A 20457-nucleotide genomic window follows, 5' to 3' on the forward strand; every position below is an offset into this window, starting at 1 on the left:
CTGATCGAATGCTGAAATCAAGCCCTTGGAGGCAGCTGCTTCCAAGGGCTTTTCATTTTCGGAGACGGGTTTTCGCGACCATGTTCCCGAGCGTGGCCGAGACCTGGGACGGCTATCTCAACGACATCAACGGCTCGCATGTCGCCGTCGACCACACGATCGACGCGATCGACGATGCGGCCGGCGGCGCCATCGAGGAAGGATCGGTCGGCGGCGGCACCGGCATGAACTGCTACGCCTTCAACGGCGGCTCCGGCTCGGCGTCGCGGATCGTCGATTACGGCAATCGCTCCTATACGGTCGGGGTCTTCCTGCAGGCCAATTTCGGCTCGCGCCAGGAGCTGAGCATCGCCGGCTTACCGCTTGGGGCTGAGCTCGCGACCGACAATCCGATGGAGGCCTACTTCAGCGGCGGCCCGACGGGCGCCGGCTCCTGCACAGGCATAGTCGCCACCGACGCGCCGCTGCTGCCAGGGCAGTGCAAGGCGCCGGCCAGACGCGTAGCGCTCGGGTTGGCGCGTACGGACACCGCCGGATCGCATTTCTCCGGCGATATTTTTCTCGCATTCTCGACCGCCAATCGGGATGTGCTCAACGGCCGTTTTCCGAAGGGCGCTGCAGGCGAAGATAGCTACAGCCGCATGGGGCCGCATGGACGGTTTCTATACGGCGGTCGTGCAGGCGACCGAGGAAGCCGTGCTCAATGCAATGATCGCCAACATCGAGATGGTCGGCCGCGACGGCAATCGAACGCCTGCCCTGTCGCATGCCAAGGTTGCGGCGGCGCTCAAATCGCGCGGCATCATTGCCGGCTGACGGCTGCGGGCGCAGCTTTCTCGCCGGCAGTTGCCATGCGAAAGGCCCCGGCGGAGAACGCCGGGGCCTTTCGCAAATGGGCCTATCTACGCGCAGGCGCGGCTGCGCGGTGAGAAGTCAGGCGGCAGCCGAAACGGCGGCGGTCGAAACCTCCGAGATCGTCTTCAGGACCTGCGAGGCGATCTGGTAGGGGTCACCCTGCGAGTTCGGGCGGCGATCTTCCAGATAGCCCCTGTAGTCGTTCTTGACGAAGGAATGCGGCACGCGGATCGAAGCGCCGCGGTCGGCGACGCCGTAGGAGAACTTGTTCCACGGCGCGGTCTCGTGCTTGCCGGTCAGGCGCTTGTCGTTGTCCGGGCCGTAGACGGCGATGTGGTCCATCAGGTTCTTGTCGAACTGCGCCATCAGCGCCTCGAAATAGGCTTTGCCGCCGACCTCGCGCATGTAGCTCGTCGAGAAGTTGCAGTGCATGCCCGAACCGTTCCAGTCGGTGTCGCCGAGCGGCTTGCAGTGGAATTCGATGTCGATGCCGTATTTCTCGGTCAGGCGCAGCAGCAGGTAGCGGGCCATCCACATCTGGTCGGCGGCCTTCTTGGAGCCCTTGCCGAAGATCTGGAATTCCCACTGGCCCTTGGCCACTTCAGCGTTGATGCCTTCATGGTTGATGCCGGCGGCGAGGCAGAGGTCGAGATGCTCCTCGACGATCGTGCGGGCGACATCGCCGACGTTCTTGTAGCCGACGCCGGTGTAGTACGGGCCCTGCGGCGCCGGATAACCGCTTTCGGGGAAGCCCAGCGGACGACCGTCCTTGTAGAAGAAATACTCCTGCTCGAAACCGAACCAGGCGCCCTCGTCGTCGAGGATGGTGGCGCGCTTGTTGGAGGCATGCGGCGTCACGCCATCGGGCATCATGACTTCGCACATGACCAGCACGCCGTTGGTGCGCGCCGGATCTGGATAGACGGCGACAGGCTTCAGCACGCAGTCGGAGCTGTGGCCCTCTGCCTGGTTCGTCGAGGAACCGTCGAAGCCCCAAAGCGGCAGCTGCTCGAGCGTCGGGAACTCGGCAAACTCCTTGATCTGGGTCTTGCCGCGCAGGCTGGGGGTCGGGACGTATCCGTCGAGCCAGATATACTCGAGCTTGTATTTGGTCATTCTAGAGCCTCTCGTTGCTTGATCGCCGCATGCGGTGTCGACGCATGGCCGGGCTAGCCGGCCTGCCGGTCGTTAAAAAGCAATTCGTATGCCACACACGCCCCGTCGGGTGCGGCAAAATGGTCACGAGATCGTGTTGGATTTGCTGAGCCGTCTCAGCGCTGCGCCGAGATCAATCAGAATTGCGATATGCATAAATAGTATGCAGATACTGATCTTTTGGTAGGCATATTGCCTAAATGACTCGCAGAACCTAGATTGTAGAAAAGGTGAATCGAAAAGCGCGCGAAGAAGAAAGGAGACAGGCAATGGAGATCGTCTCCGCCCGTCCCACGGCGAAAATCCTGATGTTCCCGCTGGCAGGGCGCAGGCCTGCCTCAAATTTAGGCGCCAAGGCCAAATTCGCGGCAGAACTTGCAGCGCTTCGCGGCGAGCATGCCGACTTTGACGGCTGGTATCACGAAGCGGCCGTCGAGGAAGAAAACCAGCAGCGCGGGAGCTGACCGGCTCTTGAGGTTCGGGCACGAAAAAGCCCGGCGCGAGCGCTCGCGCCGGGCTTTTGTTTGAGTCAGTCCTTGCCGTGCAGGTCGGTGCCGAGCGTGTCCCTGACGAAGATCATGCCGATGATCAGCGACATCGCGGCGATCACCACCGGATACCAGAGACCATAGTAGATATCGCCCTTGTAGGCGCTAAGCGCGAACACCGTCGCCGGCAGCAGGCCGCCGAACCAGCCATTGCCGATGTGATAAGGCAGCGACATGCCGGTGTAACGGATACGGGTCGGGAACATCTCGACCAGGATCGCCGCGATCGGCCCGTAGACCATGGTCACGAACAGCACCAGTATGAACAGGATGCCGATCGTCATCGGCCAGTTGATGGCCGCCGGATCGGCGGTCATGGCGAAGGCGCCGCCGCCCGGGATGGTATAGACGGTGACTTCCGGCGTGCCGGCTGCTTCATCCTTGGTCAAGAGCTTGTCGGCGATCGCCTTGTCGGTGGGAACCGTCGTCTTTTCGCCGCCACGGATGGCGGTCGCATCGAGCTTCAGTTCCGGATTGGCCGCGATGAAGGCGTCGAGCTTCTGATCCGCCACCTTGGCCGCGGCGCGCTTCAGCGGATAGCCGCCGTCCTTCAGCGACATGTTCACCGCTTTGACGAAGGCCGCGTCCTTGGCCTTGGCCTGGTCGCCGGCGGCGACGGCGTCATAGGAGTCCACTGTCTCGTTGCCGATCTTGACCGTGGCCGCCGTGCCAGGTGCTGCCGTCGAAACGACGTCGTAAGGCACCGAGTTCTTGGTCAGGAACGAGGTCGCGATATCGCAGGACGTCGTGAACTTCGCCGTGCCGACCGGATTGAACTGGAACCTGCAGTCGCCTGGTGCCGCGGTCACCGTGGCGCGCGTGTTCTGCTGCGCGGTGGCCAAAGCCGGGTTGGCGGCCCAAGTCAGCGCTTTGAACAACGGGAAGGTGCAGACGATGCCAAGCGCCAGGCCGGCCATGATGATCGGCTTGCGGCCGATCTTGTCTGACAGCCAGCCGAACACGACGAAGAAGATCGAGCCGACCGCCAGCGCGATCGCGATCATGATGTTGACCGACTGCGCGTCGACCTTCAGCACGTTCGTCAGGAAGAACAGCGCGTAGAACTGGCCGTTATACCAGATGACGGCCTGGCCGGCGGTGAGGCCGAGCAGCGCCAGCAGCGCGATCTTGGCGTTCTTCCATTGGCCGAAGGCTTCCGACAGCGGCGCCTTGGAGCCCTTGCCCTCTTCCTTCATGCGCAGGAAGGTCGGCGATTCGGAGAGCGACAGCCGGATCCAGATCGAAATGGTGAGCAGCAGGAAAGAAACGATGAAGGGAATGCGCCAGCCCCAGTCGGCGTAGGTTTCCTTGCTGAGCGAGCTCTGGGCAATCAGGATGACGATCAGCGACAGGAACAGGCCGAGAGTCGCCGTGGTCTGGATCCAGGAGGTGTAGTAGCCGCGGCGGTCGTCAGGCGCATGCTCGGCGACATAGGTCGCGGCGCCGCCATATTCGCCGCCGAGCGCCAGGCCCTGCAGCATGCGCAGTCCGATCAGGATTATGGGAGCCAAGATGCCCAACGTTGCGTAGCCGGGCAGCAAGCCGACCAGGAAGGTCGACAGGCCCATGATCGTCATGGTGACGAGAAAAGTATACTTGCGGCCGACGAGGTCGCCGAGGCGGCCGAAAAGCAGCGCGCCGAACGGTCGGACAAGGAAGCCGGCCGCGAAGGCGAGCAGCGCGAAGATGTTGCGCGTCGCCTCCGGGATCGCCGGACTGAAGAAGGTCGAGCCAATAAAGGCCGCCAGCGAGCCATAGAGGTAGAAATCGTACCATTCGAAAACGGTACCGAGCGAAGAGGCGAAGATGACTTTCTTCTCCTCTCGCGTCATGCCGCGGCTGGTTCCGCCGGCGGTCGAAGCCATTGCCATTGATATTTCCTCCCGTGAGATCCCGTCTGTCCTCGATGGCTATGCGCCACCGTCCACGTTCCTCGAACGCGGACTCGAAAAAACGCAGCCAACAAAGGAAGAAATGACAGAAAGGCCGGGTGAAAGGCACCGCGACGATGGGATTATGACTTTGGTATTAGGTGCGCTGCGAAAGCGGCGCCGCCTCAGCCTTGCAGCGCCTCGAGCAGACTGACCGCCGCCATCATGTCGCGCTTGCGGGCCGCGCGGCGCGCGGCGGCCTCGGCATCCTGCCCCCAATGCTCGATCTGCCAGTCCTCGTCGACATGGCCCGCCGCCCAGGCCTCCTCACCGTCGAGCTCGCCGAAATCGACGGCCAGAGCCAGCAGCGCCGAGCCGGTCAGCGCGGTCATGACATGGATGGCGGCCAGCCGCATCGGCTCGGAACGCTGGCCAAGATGCGCGCCCAGAACGGCGATCGCCTCGCGCGGCTGCTCGACATGAATGACGCCTTCGGCAAGGTTGAAGCGCGCGCCGAGGTGACTGCGTGCCCAATCAAGAACTGGATCCCAAAGCTGGTTCTGCCGGTCGACAAGGCCCTGGGGCGCGTCGGCGCGGTAGCAAAGCAGATCGGAGGAAGCAAAACGCAGGACATCCTCCAGCACCGCCTGCGGGTCTGACGCGACGCCGTCGATTGCAGTGTTGACGAGACGCATCACCGGCATCGTCACGGGATCGATGACCTCGTTTTGCGCGCTGAATTCATCGGCCACGAGCACGGCGGCCTTTTCCGTCGGCAGCACCATCATGGCCTTGCCCGGCGTTCGCACCGGCCTGCCGTCGAGATGCACGGCAAAGCCGTTTTCCACCGGGACAACCGAGACAGCCTCATAGAAACGCTTCGGTAGCGGCGTCTTCATCTGGATCTGTGCGCGCCGCACAGGGTCGGGATCGGAGAGCAGCTTTCCGGCTTCGAGATCTTCGAGGATGTCGCGCATGTCGAACTCCTTAAACCGTGGGCTGCCTGCGCGCCGGCCGGTTGACGATGATCAGGCCGGCGGCGATCAGCGCCAGCGCCAGGAAGATCCTGAGCGTGGGCGGCTCGCCCAACAGCACCGCGCCGCACAGGACGCCGAAGACCGGCGACAGGAAGGCGAAGCTCGACAAGCCGGCGGCCGGATAGCGCGTGAGCAGCCAGAACCACAACACATAAGTGAAGGCCACGATATAGAAAGACTGGAACAGCAGCGCCAGTGTCGGCAACGCCGCAACCGCGCGTAACGGCGGGCCGGCGAAAGGCATGACAAGCACGCCGACAATTGCGGCGCCGGCCAGTTGGTAAAGCAACAGCTTCTCGGCGCTGGTCTCCACCAGTTTCGACCGCTTGATGACGATGCTGGTCGTCGCCCAGAGCACGCCGGAGCCCAGGCTGAGCAGATCGCCCGTCAGCGTCCTGTCAGCGCCGGTGACAATGCCATCCGAGAAGACAGCCACCAGGCCGCAGAAAGCAAGAAGGAGACCGCCGAACTTGCGCGCGTTGATGCGCTCGCCGAGCAGGAAATGGCCGCCGATCAGAACCCAGAACGGCATGGTGTTGACCAGGAGCGTGTTGCGGGCGACGGTCGTGTATTCCAGCCCTATATAGAGGCACAGGAACTCGACGCCGAAGAGCGCGCCGACGGCGATGCCGGCACCAAGCGTGCCGTCCGCTTCGAACAGCTTGATGCCGCGCATCCGGCACCAGCCGAGCACGCATAGCCCTCCGAGAACCGAGCGCGCGATCGAGACGAAGACGGGGCCGTAGCCGGCGTAGGAGACCTTGGCGGCGACGTAGTTCAACCCCCAGGAAAAGGTCAGGCCGACCATGATGACCGCCGCGGTCATGTCGACCGCGTCGCGGCGATCTATTTCGGCAGCGGTGGTCATTGCTTCGATTGGCTTTCCAGTTTTGCGAGCAGCGCCTTCAGCGCCTCAGTGTTTTGTCTGACCGCCTCGGTGTTCTCACGTCCAACCTCGGCCATCGAGCCCTGCCTGGTCGCAATCCGCCGCGTGTAGGCAAACCACACAGCGAAAACCAGGATGAATGGCAACCATCCGATCAACTGGCTGGTAACGGTAGATCCTTCCATTGTTGCGCCCCCTGTTCAGTCTTCCGCGCTCTGTTCGTCGAAGCCGAGCAGGTTCCAGCTCTGGCGCATATGCGGCGGCATCGGCGCGGTGACGTCGATCACACCCTGGTCCGGATGCGGGATGACGATGCGGCGCGCATGCAGATGCAGCCGGTTCTGCATGCCGCCCGGAAAGTCCCAATTGGTGTCGGCCTCGAAATATTTGGGATCGCCGATGATCGGACAGCCGATGTGGGCGGCGTGGACGCGCAGTTGGTGCGTGCGGCCGGTGTAAGGCTCCATCTCCAGCCAGGACAGCGACTGCGCCGCCTGCTCGACGACGCGATAGTAAGACACGGCATGGTCGGCGCCCTTCTCGCCATGCTTGGCGATGCGCACGCGGTCGCCGTCCGGCGTCGCCTCCTTGATCAGCCAGGTCGAGATCTTGTCCTCGCGCTTCGGCGGCACACCCTTGACCAGCGCCCAATAGGTCTTCTTGGTCTCGCGCGCCCGGAACGCTTCCGAGAGCTTCATCGCGGCAAGACGGGTGCGGGCAACGACCAGCACCCCTGAGGTGTCGCGGTCGAGACGGTGAACGAGACGCGGCTTCTCGCCCTTCTGGTTGCGCCAAGCCTCCAGCATGTCGTCGACATTGCGGGTGACGCCCGAACCGCCCTGCACGGCCAAGCCTGCCGGCTTGTTGAAGACGAAGACTTTCGGGTCCTCGTGCAAGAGCATCTTGGCCAGCACATCGGCATCGCCCTGGTTGCGGATCGAGTGGCCGGTGAGCGGTGCGTCACCCTTCTTGTCGACGTCGAGCGGCGGGATGCGCACCGTCTGGCCGGGTTCGACGCGTGTATCTGCCTTCGCCCGGCCGCCATCGACGCGGATCTGGCCCGAGCGCAAGAGCTTCTGCAGGTGGCCGAAGCCGAGGCCCGGAAAATGGACCTTGAACCAGCGGTCGAGCCGCATGCCCGCCTCGCCGGCCTCCACCGTGATCTGTTCAACACCTGCCATGACTACGCTTTTCCGTTTGAAAGCGGCGCCATAGCACTAAGGCGAACAGGTTGCGAGCCAAAGACCCAACAAAGCGCGACGATTACCCCAAACAGCGCGGCGCCTCATCAACGACGATATCGGCCGAACCAGAACAACAACCGAATGCCAAATCAGTTGGCGGCCTTCGGCTTGGACGAGCCGATCATCTTCCAATTCTTGTAGAAGACGGAATTGATGCGCTCGACGCTGACCGAGACGATGGCCAGCAGGCCGGCGATCAGGCCCGGGAACGGGGACGGGCGGATGATGTCGACGAAGACGCAATAGCGGCGGCCGTCATACTCGTTGACCGAGCGGTGAAACAGCGTGTCATCGAAGATGAACAGCGGGTTCTCGTGCCAGTAGTTCTTCCTGCTGCCGCACTGGACGAAGATCTCGGCTTTCACCGGGATCAGATTGTAGAGGATGCGCAGGCTCAGCCGCAGCGGACCGAAATGCCAGGACGTGGATTCGCCCTTGCTGAAAACCGATACGGCGATCGTCTTGATGTATTTGTAGTCCTTGTTGAATTCAGGAACGTTGTCGATCTTGTGCTTGCCGTACCACTGGTAGACATACATGCCGCGCCGGCCGGCGCCGAAATTGGCATCGATGTCGGCGATGATCTCGTCCTTGCGGGACTTGAAGACGCCCAGCACCTCGTTGATCTCGCGCTGATAGTCCTCCGGGAACTGCTCGGGCTTCCAGACGCCGGGGTTGCGGTAGCAGAGAAGGTCGACGATCAGATTGAAGGGCGACAGCAGCCAGGTGAACAGCCCGTTGCCGAGGAAATAACGCTCGAACAGGTTGCGGTCCTTCTGGTCGTTGCGCATGACGTCGATCAGGCCGCAGGCGACCCAGATCGTCGTCAGGATCGGGATGAAATAGAAGGCGAGCGCGAGCACCACGACCGCGATGGCAGCCTTGCGGAGCGTCTTGACGGTTTGTTTTGTCATTGTCTTTCGCGCGGGAGCGCGATCCTGTTCCAAGAGCCAAAATCACGGCGACCCCCGCCAGCCGTGCGTCTTGATAGAATTTTTCACGGCTCCGCACAATCTGAGCCAGAATCATCGCCGCGCTCTTTTCCTCCACGATCAGAAGCGCCCCAACTCGTCGGCTTGGCCGGCAGCACCTAAACGGCTGTCAGCCAGTTGTCAGGTCGGATTCGCTATCCCGTACCAATGACGGTCGCAAGCCGTCGTGGCCTGTCGTCGAAATTATCAATCGCACTGCACTTCCCCCAACCTCCCGAAAGGAGACCTCATGTATCGCACTCTTGCTTCACCCGCCCTCGCGGTCATGGTCGCCGGACCCGCTCTGGCAGCCAGCAGATGCAGCACGGCTGCGACATCTTTGGCCGAATTGGTTCACTAACAGCGCTCCACGAGGAGGATAAGATGACCCGAATTCCCTTCAACCGGCTCGTCTGGCTCGCGCTGCGCGCGTCGACGGCGCTGGCGCTCACCATTGCACCCTACCACTTGACGCTCGATGGTGCGGCTAAGCTCGTTCCGGCCGTTGCCCACGCCGAGTCCGAGGGCGGTGGTGGCGGCGGCGACGGCGGTCACGACGGCGGCGATGGTGGCGGTGACGGCGGCGAACACGATGGCGGCGACGGCCACAGCAGCAGCGGAACCTCTGGCAGCCATGACGGTGAAAAGGAATCTGCTGACGACCAGGGTGAGCATAACACAGGCACGACTGGCACTGGCGCAGATTCCGGTACCGAGACCGACGGATCCGATGACTCATCTTCCGAGCCGCTGGTGACGGACCACTGAGTGCGTCCCGCATAGGTGGACGCATTGGCCCGACTGCGAAGACGCAGCGGGCCTTTCTCTTGAGGTTTGATCAGGGGCGCGAGCCACAAAGGTAAAGGCCGGCGCCCTTCGATCACCAGCACTAAAGTTTTGCTGGGGCGTTACTCGCGTTCCTTGCGCAGCTTTGCCCAGTATTCCAGCCGCTTCCTGATCTCACGCTCGAAACCACGCTCCGGCGGATCGTAGAAAGTGTGGCGGCCCATTTTCTCAGGGAAATAATCCTGACCGGAAAACGCGTCCGGTTCGTCATGGTCGTAGCGGTAGCCGGCGCCGTAATCCTCCTGCTTCATCAGCTTGGTCGGCGCATTGAGGATGTGCTTGGGCGGCAGCAGCGAGCCGAACTCCTTGGCGGCGGCGGTCGCGGCCTTGAAGGCGTTGTAGACGGCGTTGGATTTCGGTGCCGTGGCCAAGTAAGCGGCGGCCTGGGCGAAGGCGAGCTCGCCTTCCGGCGAGCCAAGATAATCATAGGCGTCCTTGGCCGCGTTGGCGATGACCAGCGCCTGAGGATCGGCGAGCCCGATATCCTCCACCGCCATGCGCACGAGCCGGCGGCCGAGATAGAGCGGATCCTCGCCGGCATCGAACATGCGCGCAAGGTAATAAAGCGCGGCATCCGGATCGGAACCGCGCACCGATTTATGCAGCGCCGAGATCAGGTTGTAGTGGCCGTCCTGGCCCTTGTCATAGATCGGCGCGCGGCGTTGGATGACGCGCTGCAGGCCTTCCGGGCCGAACACTTCGCCTTTCTTGGCGGCACGCCAGACTTCCTCGGCCAGCGTCAGCGAGGCGCGGCCGTCGCCGTCGGCCATGCGGATAAGCATCGAGCGTGCTTCGTCGTCGAGCGGCAGCGCCCTGCCCTCCGTTTCTTCCGCCCGCACCAGGAGCTTGGCGATGCTTTCCTCGCCCAGCGAACGGAACACCAGCACGCGCGCGCGGGACAGAAGCGCGGCATTCAGCTCGAAGGACGGATTTTCCGTGGTGGCGCCGACCAGCACCACCGTGCCGTCCTCCATCACGGGGAGAAAACCATCCTGCTGGGCGCGGTTGAAGCGATGGATCTCGTCGACGAAGAGCAGCGTCTGGCGGCCGTTGGCCCGCCTCAGCTTGGCCGCCTCGAAGACCTTCTTGAGGTCGGCGACGCCGGAAAACACCGCCGAGATTTGCTCGAAGGCGAGATTGGTCTCGCCGGCCAGCAGCCGCGCCACGGTCGTCTTGCCGGTGCCGGGCGGGCCCCAGAAGATCATCGAGCCGAGCGAGCCGGAATCGATCAGCCTGGTCAGCGCGCCATCGGGGCCGGTCAGATGCTCCTGGCCGACGACCTCGCCGAGGTTCTTCGGGCGCAGCCGATCTGCAAGCGGCCGGCCGGGCGGCGCTTTCTCCGGTTCATCTGCGCTGAAGAGATCCGCCATTCAAATCTTCAAAGCTTGTGAGACGACCCTCGGACCGCCTCAATAGCGCAACACCTGGCGCAATATCTGCCCGCCGCGCTCGACGGTAAAGCGCCACCAGCGCGTGTCCTGCTGGGCAACCTGTGCCAACGTCGCCGCGTTGTCGATGGTGGTTCCGTTCACCTCGCGCACGATGTCGCCGGGCTGGAAGCCGAAATCGGCGGCTGGCGAATCGCGGCTGATATCGATGACGGTGACGCCCTTGAGATCGGTGCGAAGGCCAAGTCGCTGGGCAAGCCTGGGCGACAGTTCCGCGACCTTGGCGCCGGAAAAGGGACTGCGACCGCGCAAGGTGACTTCGCTGGGCTTGGCGCCTTCCGGCGCGCGCTCCAGCGGAATTTCCATCGTCGCCTGCTGACCCTTGCTGAGCACGGCGAAGGTCGCCTTGGTGCCGATCGACAGCGTCGCCATGCGGTAGTCGAGCGCCTCGATGCTTTCGACCGGCGTGTTGTTGAGCGACAGGATGACATCGCCCGGCTTCAGCCCCGCCTTACCGGCAGGCCCGGCGGCGTCGACAGATGACACCAATGCGCCGGTGGGCTTCTCCATGCCGAGCGACTCGGCGATCTGCGGCGTCACCATTTCGAATTCCGCGCCGATATAGGGGCGCTCGAAGAAGTCGAGACCGGCCTTGGCGGCATCGGCAAAGGCGCGCACCATGTTCGAGGGAATGGCGAAGCCGATGCCGATCGAGCCGCCGCTGCGGCTGTAGATAGCCGTATTGATGCCGACCAGCTGGCCGCCCATGTTGATCAGCGCGCCCCCTGAATTGCCGGGATTGATGGCGGCATCGGTCTGGATGAAATAGCCAGAATCCGAAACGCCGATATGGCTGCGGGCGAGTGCGGAGACAATGCCGCTGGTGGTGGTCTGGCCGACGCCGAACGGGTTGCCGATCGCCAGCACTAGGTCGCCGACCTCGAGCGCGTCGGAATCGCCGATGGCGATCACCGGGAACGGCTTGTCGGCCGAGATCTTGAGCACCGCGAGATCGAGCGTCTCGTCCTTGAGCATGACCTTGGAGGTGAATTCGCGGCCATCGGCGGTCGCGACCTTCACCTCGTCGGCGTCCTTGATGACGTGGTAGTTGGTGACGATGACGCCGCTCGGATCGACCAGCACGCCGGAGCCCAGCGAAGACTGCGCGCGCGGCTGGGCGCGGCCGAAGAACTCTTCGAAGAAGGGATCGCCCTCGAAAGGCGACGTCACCTTGGCGGTCTGCGAGGCGTAGACGTTGACGACGGCGGGCGCCGTCTGCTTGACCAGCGGCGCGAAGGAAAGCTGCACCTCCTCGCGGCCGAACGGCACGCGCTTGTCGGGGCCGGGCGTGCCGTTCTCGCCTTCGACGCCATGCAAGAGATCGGTCAGCACGTCGGAGAGGCCCGGATCGGCCGGCTTGGCGGCATCCTCGGCAAAAGCCTGTCTTGCGGCCGGTGCCGCGGCGAAAACGGCCAGCGCGCAAACCGCGACAAGAAACAGTCGTTTGAGGTGCATTCCGAATCCTCCAGATCGGGCGCCATTGTCCCGACGATTGTGCAGAATGAAAGGCTAAGGCGATGAAATCGAATTATTTTCAGCCAGTAACCGGCTATAGCTACATCCCCAATCAGGTACTGTTGTCCGTTTCATGAAAAAACAGCTCGTCTCCTTCCGCGACTTCCTGGCGACCGGTGTCTTGGGGCCGGTGTCGCTAGACATGAGGCTTATCGAGGTTGCGCAGGCACTCGGGTCACCCGATGGATGGAATATCGACGAAGGCGACCCGATTCCGGTCTACTGGTTCTTCGGCAAGCTGGAGATTTCCTTCGACAGCACCGCACCCCACTCGATGCATTGGTTTCAGATTGAAGAGGCATCGCAGCTCGAGGGTGAATTTGAACCTTTGACCAAACAGCTGAAAATGTCATTGGATGGATTCAGCGGCGCAACGAGGCCGTCCGAATTCCTTGCAGCGAGCTTGTGGGATCCCACGCAGGCGTCAGTCTACTACGCGGCGCTAAGCGACGACATCCTGCTGAAACATTTGTGCTGGAGGCATCCAGATTCATTTCCAGGTCGACACATCTTTCATCGGCAATCGCGACGCGATGGAGTATTTGAATAGGTCGACCGAGCTCCAGCTTGTCCGGGATATCGACTCCCGAACCAAGGTTGACAGCGTCTACTCCTATCTGCGGAAGGCCACCGAAGAGCTGCCCGAAGTATTCAATTGGCAGCTCCTGACCGGCCAGCATTATCTGAACCTGCTTCGATAGCGGGCGAACGCAAAAAAGGGGCCCGAAGGCCCCTTGAACGCTTTCTCGGAATATCCGTGCCTCAGGCGGCCGCGGCTTCCTCTTTGGCGCCTTCCGCCTCAAGGCGGGCGCGGTCGCCGGCACCCTTGGCCGAGGTGTCGCGGTCGACGAACTCGATGACCGCCATCGCGGCGTTGTCGCCCTTGCGGAAGCCTGCCTTCATGATGCGCAGATAGCCGCCGTTGCGGGTGGCGTAGCGCGGGGCGAGGGTTTCGAACAGGCGCTTGACGACGCCTTCATTGCCGATCTGCGCGATGACCTGGCGGCGGGCGTGCAGGTCGCCGCGCTTACCGAGCGTCACCAGCTTCTCGACGATCGGACGCAGGTCCTTCGCCTTCGGCAGGGTGGTGACGATCTGCTCGTGCTCGATCAGAGACACGGCGAGGTTGGCGAACATCGACTTGCGGTGGCTGATGCTGCGGGCGAAACGACGGCCTTTGAAACCGTGGCGCATGGCTCTTTTCCTTCTTCAGTTGTTCAAGAGGCCACGGCCTCTGATGGTTTTCCGCATGACCGTCGGATCGAGCGGCTCACGCCGCCGATCCTTGGAATTCATGCTCAATATTGGTCTTCGTAACGTTTTGCGAGGTCTTCGATGTTTTCCGGCGGCCAGTCCGGCACTTCCATGCCGAGATGGAGGCCCATGGCCGCCAGCACTTCCTTGATCTCGTTCAGCGACTTGCGGCCGAAGTTCGGGGTGCGCAGCATCTCGGCTTCGGTCTTCTGGATCAGGTCGCCGATGTAGACGATGTTGTCGTTCTTCAGGCAGTTGGCCGAGCGGACCGAAAGCTCGAGCTCGTCGACCTTCTTGAGCAGCGCCGGGTTGAAGGCGAGCTCGGTGACGGCCTCGGCCGCGACTTCCTTCTGCGGCTCGTCGAAGTTGACGAACAGCGCGAGCTGGTCCTGCAGGATGCGGGCGGCGAAAGCCACCGCGTCCTCGCCCGAGATCGAGCCGTTGGTCTCGATCGTCATGGTCAGCTTGTCATAGTCGAGAACCTGGCCCTCGCGGGTGTTCTCGACCTTGTAGGAGACCTTCTTGACCGGCGAATAGAGGCTGTCGACCGGGATCAGGCCGATCGGCGCGTCCTCGGCGCGGTTGCGCTCGGCCGGCACATAGCCCTTGCCGGTGTCGACGGTGAACTCCATGCGGATCTCGGCGCCCTCGTCCAGCGTGCAGATGACGTGGTCGGGGTTGAGGATCTCGACGTCGCCCACGGTCTGGATGTCGCCCGCCAGCACGGCGCCCGGGCCCTGCTTGCGCACGACCATGCGCTTGGGACCATCGCCTTCCATGCGGATGGCGATTTCCTTGATGTTGAGCACGATGTCGGTCACGTCCTCGCGCACGCCGGCGATGGACGAGAATTCATGCAGCACGCCGTCGATCTGCACGGCGGTCACAGCCGCGCCGCGCAGCGAAGACAAAAGCACGCGCCGCAGCGCGTTGCCCAGCGTCAGGCCAAAGCCGCGTTCGAGCGGCTCGGCCACCAGCGTGGTCAGCGTCTTCTTCTTCGACGAGAACTCGATCTTGTTCGGCTTGATCAGTTCCTGCCAGTTTTTCTGGATCATAAATGTCTTCCTTCCTTTGCCCCGCCACCATCCAATCGTGGCGGGCGACCTGGAAAACCGCGGAGGAACGCCTTGGCGTTCGCGCGGCGTTGAAAAATTAGACGCGGCGCTTCTTGCGCGGACGGCAGCCGTTGTGCGGGATCGGCGTCACGTCGCGGATCGAGGTGATGGTGAAGCCGGCGGCCTGCAGCGCGCGTAGCGCCGATTCACGACCGGAGCCGGGTCCGCAGACCTCGACTTCGAGCATGCGCATGCCATGTTCCTGCGCCTTCTTGGCGACGTCCTCGGCGGCCATCTGGGCGGCGAACGGGGTCGACTTACGCGAACCCTTGAAGCCCTGGGCGCCGGCCGACGACCAGGCAATCGAATTGCCCTGCGCGTCGGTGATGGTGATCATGGTGTTGTTGAAGGTCGAATTGACGTGGGCAACGCCCGACGAGATGTTCTTGCGTTCGCGACGGCGAACACGAGCGGCTTCCTTGGCCATGGTAGTCCTTTCAGTTGATCTCTACACCGCCGTAATGCCAGCGGCTCCACCTTGTAAAAGCGAGTAGGGATTAGCGAATAGGGACCTACTCGCTAACGGCTACTCGCTATTCGCTCACTTACTTCTTCTTGCCGGCGATCGCCTTGGCCGGGCCCTTGCGCGTACGCGCATTGGTATGCGTGCGCTGGCCGCGAACCGGCAGCGAGCGGCGGTGACGCAGGCCTCGGTAGCAGCCGAGGTCCATGAGCCGCTTGATGTTCATCGAGACTTCGCGGCGCAGGTCGCCTTCGACCTGGTAGTCGCGGTCGATCGTCTCGCGGATCTGCAGCACTTCCGCGTCGGTCAGCTGGTTGACGCGGCGGTCAGCCGGGATGCCGACCTTGTCGACGATCTCCTGGGCAAACTTCTTGCCGATGCCGTGAATGTACTGAAGCGCAATGACGACGCGCTTGTTGGTCGGAATGTTGACGCCGGCTATACGAGCCATTTTCTTCTCTTTCTCCATGTGGGCCGGCCAACCCTCTAAAACAAGGTAAGCCCGGCGCTGTCGAAGTTGCCCCGCGTCCGGTGGAGACCGGCCCTTGCGGGAGTTTCCTGGTTCAAAGCGACTGCCTTGCCCGCAAGGGCAAGCAAAGTCCATGCCTGATAGGAAGACGGGCCGCCATAACCCAACGACCCGGTTCAGTCAAGCGCAATCTTCAATTGTCGCCAAGCGCAATCTTTAATTGTCGGCACGGCTTACTTCGCCGCCGCCGCGAGCACCCTGCCGATCTCCGCGGTCACTGCATCGATGTTGGCCATGCCGTCGACGGTCTTGAGCTTGCCTTTGGCATAGTAGTAGCCGATCAGCGGCGCCGTCTTCTTGTAGTATTCGCGCAGGCGTTCCTCGAACACCGCCGGGTTGTCGTCCTTGCGCACCGGCTGGCCGGCGGCTTGGGCCTCCTCGGCCCGTTTGACGATTCGGCCAACCAGCGCTTTGTCGTCGACGACCAGCTCGATGACGGTGTCGAGCGCAATGCCGCGTTCGGCAAGCATCGCTTCCACCGCATCGGCCTGGACCAGCGTGCGCGGATAGCCATCGAGGATGAAGCCCTTGGCGCAGTCCGGCTGGTCTATGCGTTCGGCGACGATGGCGTTGACGATCGCATCAGAGACCAGCTCACCGGCATCCATCACCGCCTTGGCGCGCTTGCCGACCTCGGTTCCGGCCTGGACGGAGGCACGCAGCATGTCACCCGTCGAGAGCTGGGGTATGCCGTGTTTGTCTACCAGTCTTTGTGCTTGCGTCCCCTTGCCCGCTCCTGGCGGCCCAAGCAATATCAGCCTCATCTGCTCCTCTTCCCCCCGCGCAACTTCGACTTCTTGATCAGGCCCTCATACTGGTGCGCGATCAGGTGACCCTGAATCTGCGCCACCGTGTCGAGCGTGACACTGACCACGATCAGAAGCGATGTGCCACCGAGGTAGAAAGGTACGCCAGTCGCCGAAATCAGGAACTCCGGCAGCAGACAGACCAGCACCAGATAGATGGCACCGATGACGGTGATGCGCGTCAGAACATAGTCGATATATTCGGCGGTGCGCTCGCCCGGACGATAGCCCGGGATGAAGCCGGAATGCTTCTTGAGCTGGTCGGCCGTGTCCTTCGGATTGAAGACGATCGCCGTGTAGAAGAAGGCGAAGAAGACGATCATGCTCGCATAGAAGATCATGTAGAGCGGCTGGCCGTGGCCCAGCGAGGCCAGGATCGTGCTTGCCCAGGCCGGCAGGTTGGTCGCCTGCGAGAAGCCCGCGACCGTCGCCGGCAGAAGCAGCAGCGAGGACGCGAAGATCGGCGGGATGACGCCAGAGGTGTTGAGCTTCAGCGGCAAATGCGAGGTGTCGCCCTGGAACATGCGATTGCCGACCTGGCGCTTCGGATACTGGATCAGCAGGCGGCGTTGCGCGCGCTCGAAAAAGACGATCAGCGCGATGACGATGATGGCCAGCACGATGATCGCGAGAATCAGGCCTGTCGACAGCGCGCCGGTGCGGCCGAGTTCCAGCGTGCCGGAGATTGCCCGCGGCAAGCCGGCGACGATGCCCGAGAAGATAATCAGCGAAATGCCGTTGCCGATGCCGCGCGCGGTGATCTGCTCGCCGAGCCACATCAGGAACATGGTGCCGCCGACCAGCGTCACGACGGTCGAGATGCGGAAAAACATGCCTGGATCGTTGACGATGCCGTTACCGCCTTCGAGGCCGATCGAGATGCCATAGGCCTGAATCAGCGCCAGAAGCACCGTGCCGTAGCGCGTGTACTGGTTGATGATCTTGCGGCCCTGCTCGCCTTCCTTCTTCAGCGTTTCCAGCGACGGGATGACCGAGGTCATCAGCTGCATGATGATGGAGGCGGAGATGTAGGGCATGATGCCCAGCGCGAAGATCGCCATGCGCTGCACGGCGCCGCCGGCAAACATGTTGAACATGCCGAGCACGCCCTTGCTCTGTGAGGAGAAGGCTTGGGCGAAGGCGTCCGGATTGATGCCGGGCAGCGGGATGTAGGTGCCGAGGCGGTAGACGAGCAGCGCGCCGATGGTGAACCAGATGCGCTTCTTGAGATCCTCGGCCTTGGCGAAGGCCGCGAAATTCAGATTGGAGGCTAGTTGTTCAGCAGCCGAAGCCATGCCTGATTCTCCGCTAGAGCATGCCGCCGAAAAGTGTGGAGCGGTATTCGGACAACGTCATGCTCTACTTCTTTGATTTCTATAACCACGCTCGATGCCCGCAGCTCAGGCGGCGCGTGTCACCGAAGCTCACGAGATAAGCTCCGGACCGTAAACATGCAAGCGGCCGCGTTGACGCGGCCGCCCAATTCATCAGATCAAAGCGCGGTTCGGCACCAAATGCGAAATCATTCGGGCCCGATGCGCTTCAAATCGCCGTTACTCGGCGGCGGCCGCTTCCGGCAGCTTCACCGAACCGCCGGCCTTCTCGATCTTCTCGATCGCGGCCTTGGAGGCGCCGGCGACGTCGAAGGAGAGCTTGGCTTTGAGCTCGCCGTCGGACAGAACGCGCACGCCGTCCTTGGCGCGGCGGATGACGCCGGCGGCAACCAGGGCCTCGGCCGTCACTGTCGCCTTGGCGTCGAGCTTCTTGGCGTCGATCGCAGCCTGGATCTTGGCCAGCGACACGACGGTGAAGCTCTTGGCGAAGATGTTGTTGAAGCCGCGCTTCGGCAAGCGCCGGTAGAGCGGCATCTGGCCACCCTCGAAGCCGTTGATGGCAACGCCCGAGCGAGCCTTCTGGCCCTTGACGCCGCGACCGGCGGTCTTGCCCGAGCCGGAGCCGATGCCGCGACCGAGGCGCTTCCTGGAGTGCGTGGCGCCGTCCTTGTCACGCAGATCGTTGAGTTTCATCTGAGTTCTCCTGCGCTTCGGTTCAGGCCTCGTCCACGACGCGGACGAGATGCTGAACGGCAGCGATCATGCCGCGCACGGAAGGGGTATCTTCCAGCGTGCGCCGCTTGTGCATCTTGTTGAGGCCGAGGCCGACCAGCGTCGCGCGCTGCTCCTTCGGCCGGCGGATCGGCGAACCAATCTGCTCGACGGTGATGGTCTTGGTAGCTTTCTTGGCCATGGTCTAAATCCCTGGTCAGCGTCGACTATTCTTCAGCCGCAACGGCGGTGCCGCGGCGGGCCTGAAGGGTCGAGTACTTGATGCCGCGCGCGGCAGCCACATCCTTCGGATGCATCTGACTCTTCAGCGCGTCGAAAGTGGCGCGGACCATGTTGTACGGGTTCGACGAACCCATCGACTTGGCGACCACGTCATGCATGCCGAGCGTCTCGAATACGGCGCGCATCGGACCACCGGCGATGATGCCGGTACCCTGCTTGGCGGCGCGCAACAGAACGCGTCCGGCGCCCCAACGGCCCTCGACGTCGTGATGCAGCGTGCGGCCCGAACGCAGCGGCACGAAGATCATGTCGCGCTTGGCCGATTCGGTCGCCTTGCGGATCGCTTCCGGCACTTCGCGCGCCTTACCGTGGCCGAAGCCGACGCGGCCCTTCTGGTCGCCGACGACGACGAGAGCGGCAAAGCCGAAACGACGGCCACCCTTCACCACCTTGGCGACGCGGTTGATGTGGACGAGCTTGTCCACCATGCCGTCGTCACGCTCTTCGCGTTCACGCTCGCGGCCGCGGCCGCCTTCTCTACGTTCCTGTGCCATATCCTGTTCCTTGTTCTTTTCCGGAAGCACGGGTTGCTGTTTGCCGACGCCGCATTTCGGGTCGCCGACGGTTTAAAATCAGAAGCTGAGACCGCCTTCGCGGGCAGCCTCGGCCAGCGCCTTGACCCGGCCGTGGTAGATGTACGGGCCGCGGTCGAAGACGACTTCCTTGACGCCGGCCTTCGAAGCACGCTCGGCGATCAGCTTGCCGACCGCAGCGGCAGCAGCGGTGTCGGCGCCGGTCTTGAGCGAGCCCTTGAGGTCCTTCTCGAGCGTCGAGGCGGCGGCCAGCGTGTGGCCGTTGGCATCGTCGATGACCTGGACGTAGATGTTCTTCGATGTGCGGTGCACCGAAAGCCGCGGACGCGCACCGGCGACCTTCTTCAGCTGGCGGCGGACGCGCTGCGCGCGGCGCTGGATGGTTTCTTTGGGGCTTGCCATGATGTCGGTTCCTTGCCTTCAGAGAACGGGGGCAACCCTGTGCGGTAGGCCAGGCCTCCCGCGGCCGCTCCCCGCGGCTGTGTAAATCTTACTTCTTCTTGCCTTCCTTGCGCACGATGCGCTCGTCGGCATAGCGCACGCCCTTGCCCTTGTACGGCTCCGGACCGCGATATTCGCGGATCTCGGCGGCGACCTGGCCGACCTGCTGCTTGTCGATGCCCGAAACCGTGATTTCGGTCGGCTTCGGCACCGTGATGGTGATGCCCTGCGGCGTCTGATAGACCACGTCGTGGCTGAAGCCGAGCGCCAGCTGCAGGTTCTTGCCCTGCAGCGCCGCACGATAGCCGACGCCGGTGATCTCGAGCTTCTTCTCGAAGCCGTCCTTCACGCCCTGCAGGATGTTGACGATCTGCGTGCGCGACATGCCCCACTTGGAGCGTGCGTTCTTGGTCTGGTCGCGCGGCTGGACGGAGATCTCGTTGTTCTCCATCTTGACCAGCACTTCGTCGTTCACCACGAACTTCAGCTCGCCCTTCGGGCCCTTCGCCGTCACGGTCTGGCCGTTGACGGAAGCGGTCACGCCCTGCGGCAGCGAAACGGGTTTCTTTCCGATACGAGACATTTTGTTGTC

General features: G+C 62.9%; 24 protein-coding genes. 4 read left to right on the forward strand and 20 right to left on the reverse strand.

Features of this window, described 5'->3' with window-relative positions:
• The first annotated feature begins 80 nt into the window (after positions 1-80).
• Complete coding sequence (locus tag DPM33_RS22310) at positions 81-929, forward strand: P1 family peptidase (protein ID WP_208648440.1); 849 nt, start codon at positions 81-83, stop codon at positions 927-929.
• Between the two features lie 4 nt (positions 930-933).
• Here the strand turns inward: DPM33_RS22310 and DPM33_RS22315 are convergent, their stop codons facing one another.
• Positions 934-1971 carry a glutamine synthetase beta-grasp domain-containing protein gene (locus DPM33_RS22315; RefSeq protein ID WP_112099589.1) on the reverse strand — a complete coding sequence of 346 codons (1038 nt, stop codon included), beginning with the start codon at positions 1969-1971 and terminating at the stop codon, positions 934-936.
• Positions 1972-2279: 308 nt separating this feature from the next.
• Between DPM33_RS22315 and DPM33_RS22320 the strand changes: the two genes are divergently transcribed.
• Positions 2280-2474, forward strand: a complete 195-nt coding sequence (locus tag DPM33_RS22320; protein ID WP_112099590.1) for a DUF2735 domain-containing protein — start codon at positions 2280-2282, stop codon at positions 2472-2474.
• Positions 2475-2539: 65 nt separating this feature from the next.
• On the opposite strand, the gene DPM33_RS22325 is transcribed toward DPM33_RS22320, so the two are convergent.
• From DPM33_RS22325 to DPM33_RS22350, 6 genes are all read right to left on the reverse strand, one after another.
• Positions 2540-4429 (reverse strand): MFS transporter, encoded by a 1890-nt coding sequence (locus tag DPM33_RS22325; RefSeq protein ID WP_112099591.1) that lies wholly within the window; start codon positions 4427-4429, stop codon positions 2540-2542.
• A 185-nt stretch (positions 4430-4614) separates the two neighbouring features.
• Positions 4615-5406 carry an ATP12 family chaperone protein gene (locus tag DPM33_RS22330; RefSeq protein WP_112099592.1) on the reverse strand — a complete coding sequence of 264 codons (792 nt, stop codon included), beginning with the start codon at positions 5404-5406 and terminating at the stop codon, positions 4615-4617.
• A 10-nt stretch (positions 5407-5416) separates the two neighbouring features.
• Positions 5417-6334 (reverse strand): DMT family transporter, encoded by a 918-nt coding sequence (locus DPM33_RS22335; protein WP_112099593.1) that lies wholly within the window; start codon positions 6332-6334, stop codon positions 5417-5419.
• A complete protein-coding gene (locus DPM33_RS22340) occupies positions 6331-6537 on the reverse strand; it encodes a hypothetical protein (protein ID WP_112099594.1) in 207 nt (68 codons plus the stop codon). The genes DPM33_RS22335 and DPM33_RS22340 overlap by 4 nt, the downstream gene beginning before the upstream one ends.
• A gap of 15 nt (positions 6538-6552) precedes the next feature.
• Complete coding sequence (locus DPM33_RS22345; RefSeq protein WP_112099595.1) at positions 6553-7533, reverse strand: RluA family pseudouridine synthase; 981 nt, start codon at positions 7531-7533, stop codon at positions 6553-6555.
• A 152-nt stretch (positions 7534-7685) separates the two neighbouring features.
• On the reverse strand, positions 7686-8510 hold the full coding sequence (locus DPM33_RS22350; RefSeq protein ID WP_112099596.1) for an aspartyl/asparaginyl beta-hydroxylase domain-containing protein: 825 nt from the start codon (positions 8508-8510) through the stop codon (positions 7686-7688).
• Between the two features lie 441 nt (positions 8511-8951).
• Here DPM33_RS22350 and DPM33_RS22355 point away from each other — a divergent pair, with 441 nt between their 5' ends.
• The gene (locus DPM33_RS22355) at positions 8952-9335 is read left to right on the forward strand and encodes a hypothetical protein (protein WP_146770307.1); all 384 of its coding nucleotides are present in this window, start codon (positions 8952-8954) and stop codon (positions 9333-9335) included.
• A 140-nt stretch (positions 9336-9475) separates the two neighbouring features.
• On the opposite strand, the gene DPM33_RS22360 is transcribed toward DPM33_RS22355, so the two are convergent.
• Together DPM33_RS22360 and DPM33_RS22365 are read right to left on the reverse strand one after the other, a co-directional pair.
• Positions 9476-10783, reverse strand: a complete 1308-nt coding sequence (locus DPM33_RS22360; RefSeq protein WP_112099598.1) for a replication-associated recombination protein A — start codon at positions 10781-10783, stop codon at positions 9476-9478.
• Positions 10784-10822: 39 nt separating this feature from the next.
• The gene (locus tag DPM33_RS22365) at positions 10823-12316 is read right to left on the reverse strand and encodes a DegQ family serine endoprotease (RefSeq protein ID WP_112099599.1); all 1494 of its coding nucleotides are present in this window, start codon (positions 12314-12316) and stop codon (positions 10823-10825) included.
• 133 nt (positions 12317-12449) lie between these two features.
• On the opposite strand from DPM33_RS22365, the gene DPM33_RS22370 reads away from it, so the two are divergent.
• Positions 12450-12926, forward strand: coding sequence for a hypothetical protein (locus DPM33_RS22370; RefSeq protein ID WP_112099600.1), 477 nt, complete (start codon positions 12450-12452; stop codon positions 12924-12926).
• 212 nt (positions 12927-13138) lie between these two features.
• Here DPM33_RS22370 and rplQ read toward each other — a convergent pair whose 3' ends face one another.
• The 11 genes from rplQ to rplF form a co-directional block, all read right to left on the reverse strand.
• Positions 13139-13570 (reverse strand): 50S ribosomal protein L17, encoded by a 432-nt coding sequence (gene rplQ / locus DPM33_RS22375; protein ID WP_112099601.1) that lies wholly within the window; start codon positions 13568-13570, stop codon positions 13139-13141.
• Positions 13571-13674: 104 nt separating this feature from the next.
• Entirely contained in the window at positions 13675-14685 is a 1011-nt protein-coding gene (locus DPM33_RS22380) for a DNA-directed RNA polymerase subunit alpha (RefSeq protein ID WP_040983001.1), read from the reverse strand.
• 97 nt (positions 14686-14782) lie between these two features.
• Complete coding sequence (gene rpsK / locus DPM33_RS22385; protein WP_006205444.1) at positions 14783-15172, reverse strand: 30S ribosomal protein S11; 390 nt, start codon at positions 15170-15172, stop codon at positions 14783-14785.
• A gap of 118 nt (positions 15173-15290) precedes the next feature.
• Positions 15291-15659 carry a 30S ribosomal protein S13 gene (gene rpsM, locus DPM33_RS22390; RefSeq protein ID WP_027170351.1) on the reverse strand — a complete coding sequence of 123 codons (369 nt, stop codon included), beginning with the start codon at positions 15657-15659 and terminating at the stop codon, positions 15291-15293.
• 251 nt (positions 15660-15910) lie between these two features.
• Positions 15911-16501 (reverse strand): adenylate kinase, encoded by a 591-nt coding sequence (locus DPM33_RS22395; protein WP_112099602.1) that lies wholly within the window; start codon positions 16499-16501, stop codon positions 15911-15913.
• Complete coding sequence (gene secY / locus DPM33_RS22400; RefSeq protein WP_112099603.1) at positions 16498-17838, reverse strand: preprotein translocase subunit SecY; 1341 nt, start codon at positions 17836-17838, stop codon at positions 16498-16500. Before secY ends, DPM33_RS22395 begins: the two co-directional genes overlap by 4 nt.
• A gap of 258 nt (positions 17839-18096) precedes the next feature.
• Positions 18097-18570, reverse strand: a complete 474-nt coding sequence (rplO, locus tag DPM33_RS22405; RefSeq protein ID WP_112099604.1) for a 50S ribosomal protein L15 — start codon at positions 18568-18570, stop codon at positions 18097-18099.
• Positions 18571-18592: 22 nt separating this feature from the next.
• A complete protein-coding gene (rpmD, locus tag DPM33_RS22410) occupies positions 18593-18790 on the reverse strand; it encodes a 50S ribosomal protein L30 (protein WP_027170355.1) in 198 nt (65 codons plus the stop codon).
• Positions 18791-18815: 25 nt separating this feature from the next.
• On the reverse strand, positions 18816-19385 hold the full coding sequence (rpsE, locus tag DPM33_RS22415) for a 30S ribosomal protein S5 (protein WP_027046810.1): 570 nt from the start codon (positions 19383-19385) through the stop codon (positions 18816-18818).
• Positions 19386-19463: 78 nt separating this feature from the next.
• Positions 19464-19826: a 50S ribosomal protein L18 gene (rplR, locus tag DPM33_RS22420; RefSeq protein ID WP_042642205.1), complete on the reverse strand. Its 363-nt coding sequence runs from the start codon at positions 19824-19826 to the stop codon at positions 19464-19466.
• Positions 19827-19914: 88 nt separating this feature from the next.
• The gene (rplF, locus tag DPM33_RS22425) at positions 19915-20448 is read right to left on the reverse strand and encodes a 50S ribosomal protein L6 (RefSeq protein WP_112099605.1); all 534 of its coding nucleotides are present in this window, start codon (positions 20446-20448) and stop codon (positions 19915-19917) included.
• Positions 20449-20457 lie beyond the last annotated feature (9 nt).

The organism is Mesorhizobium hawassense, from assembly GCF_003289945.1.
GTDB lineage: Bacteria > Pseudomonadota > Alphaproteobacteria > Rhizobiales > Rhizobiaceae > Mesorhizobium > Mesorhizobium hawassense.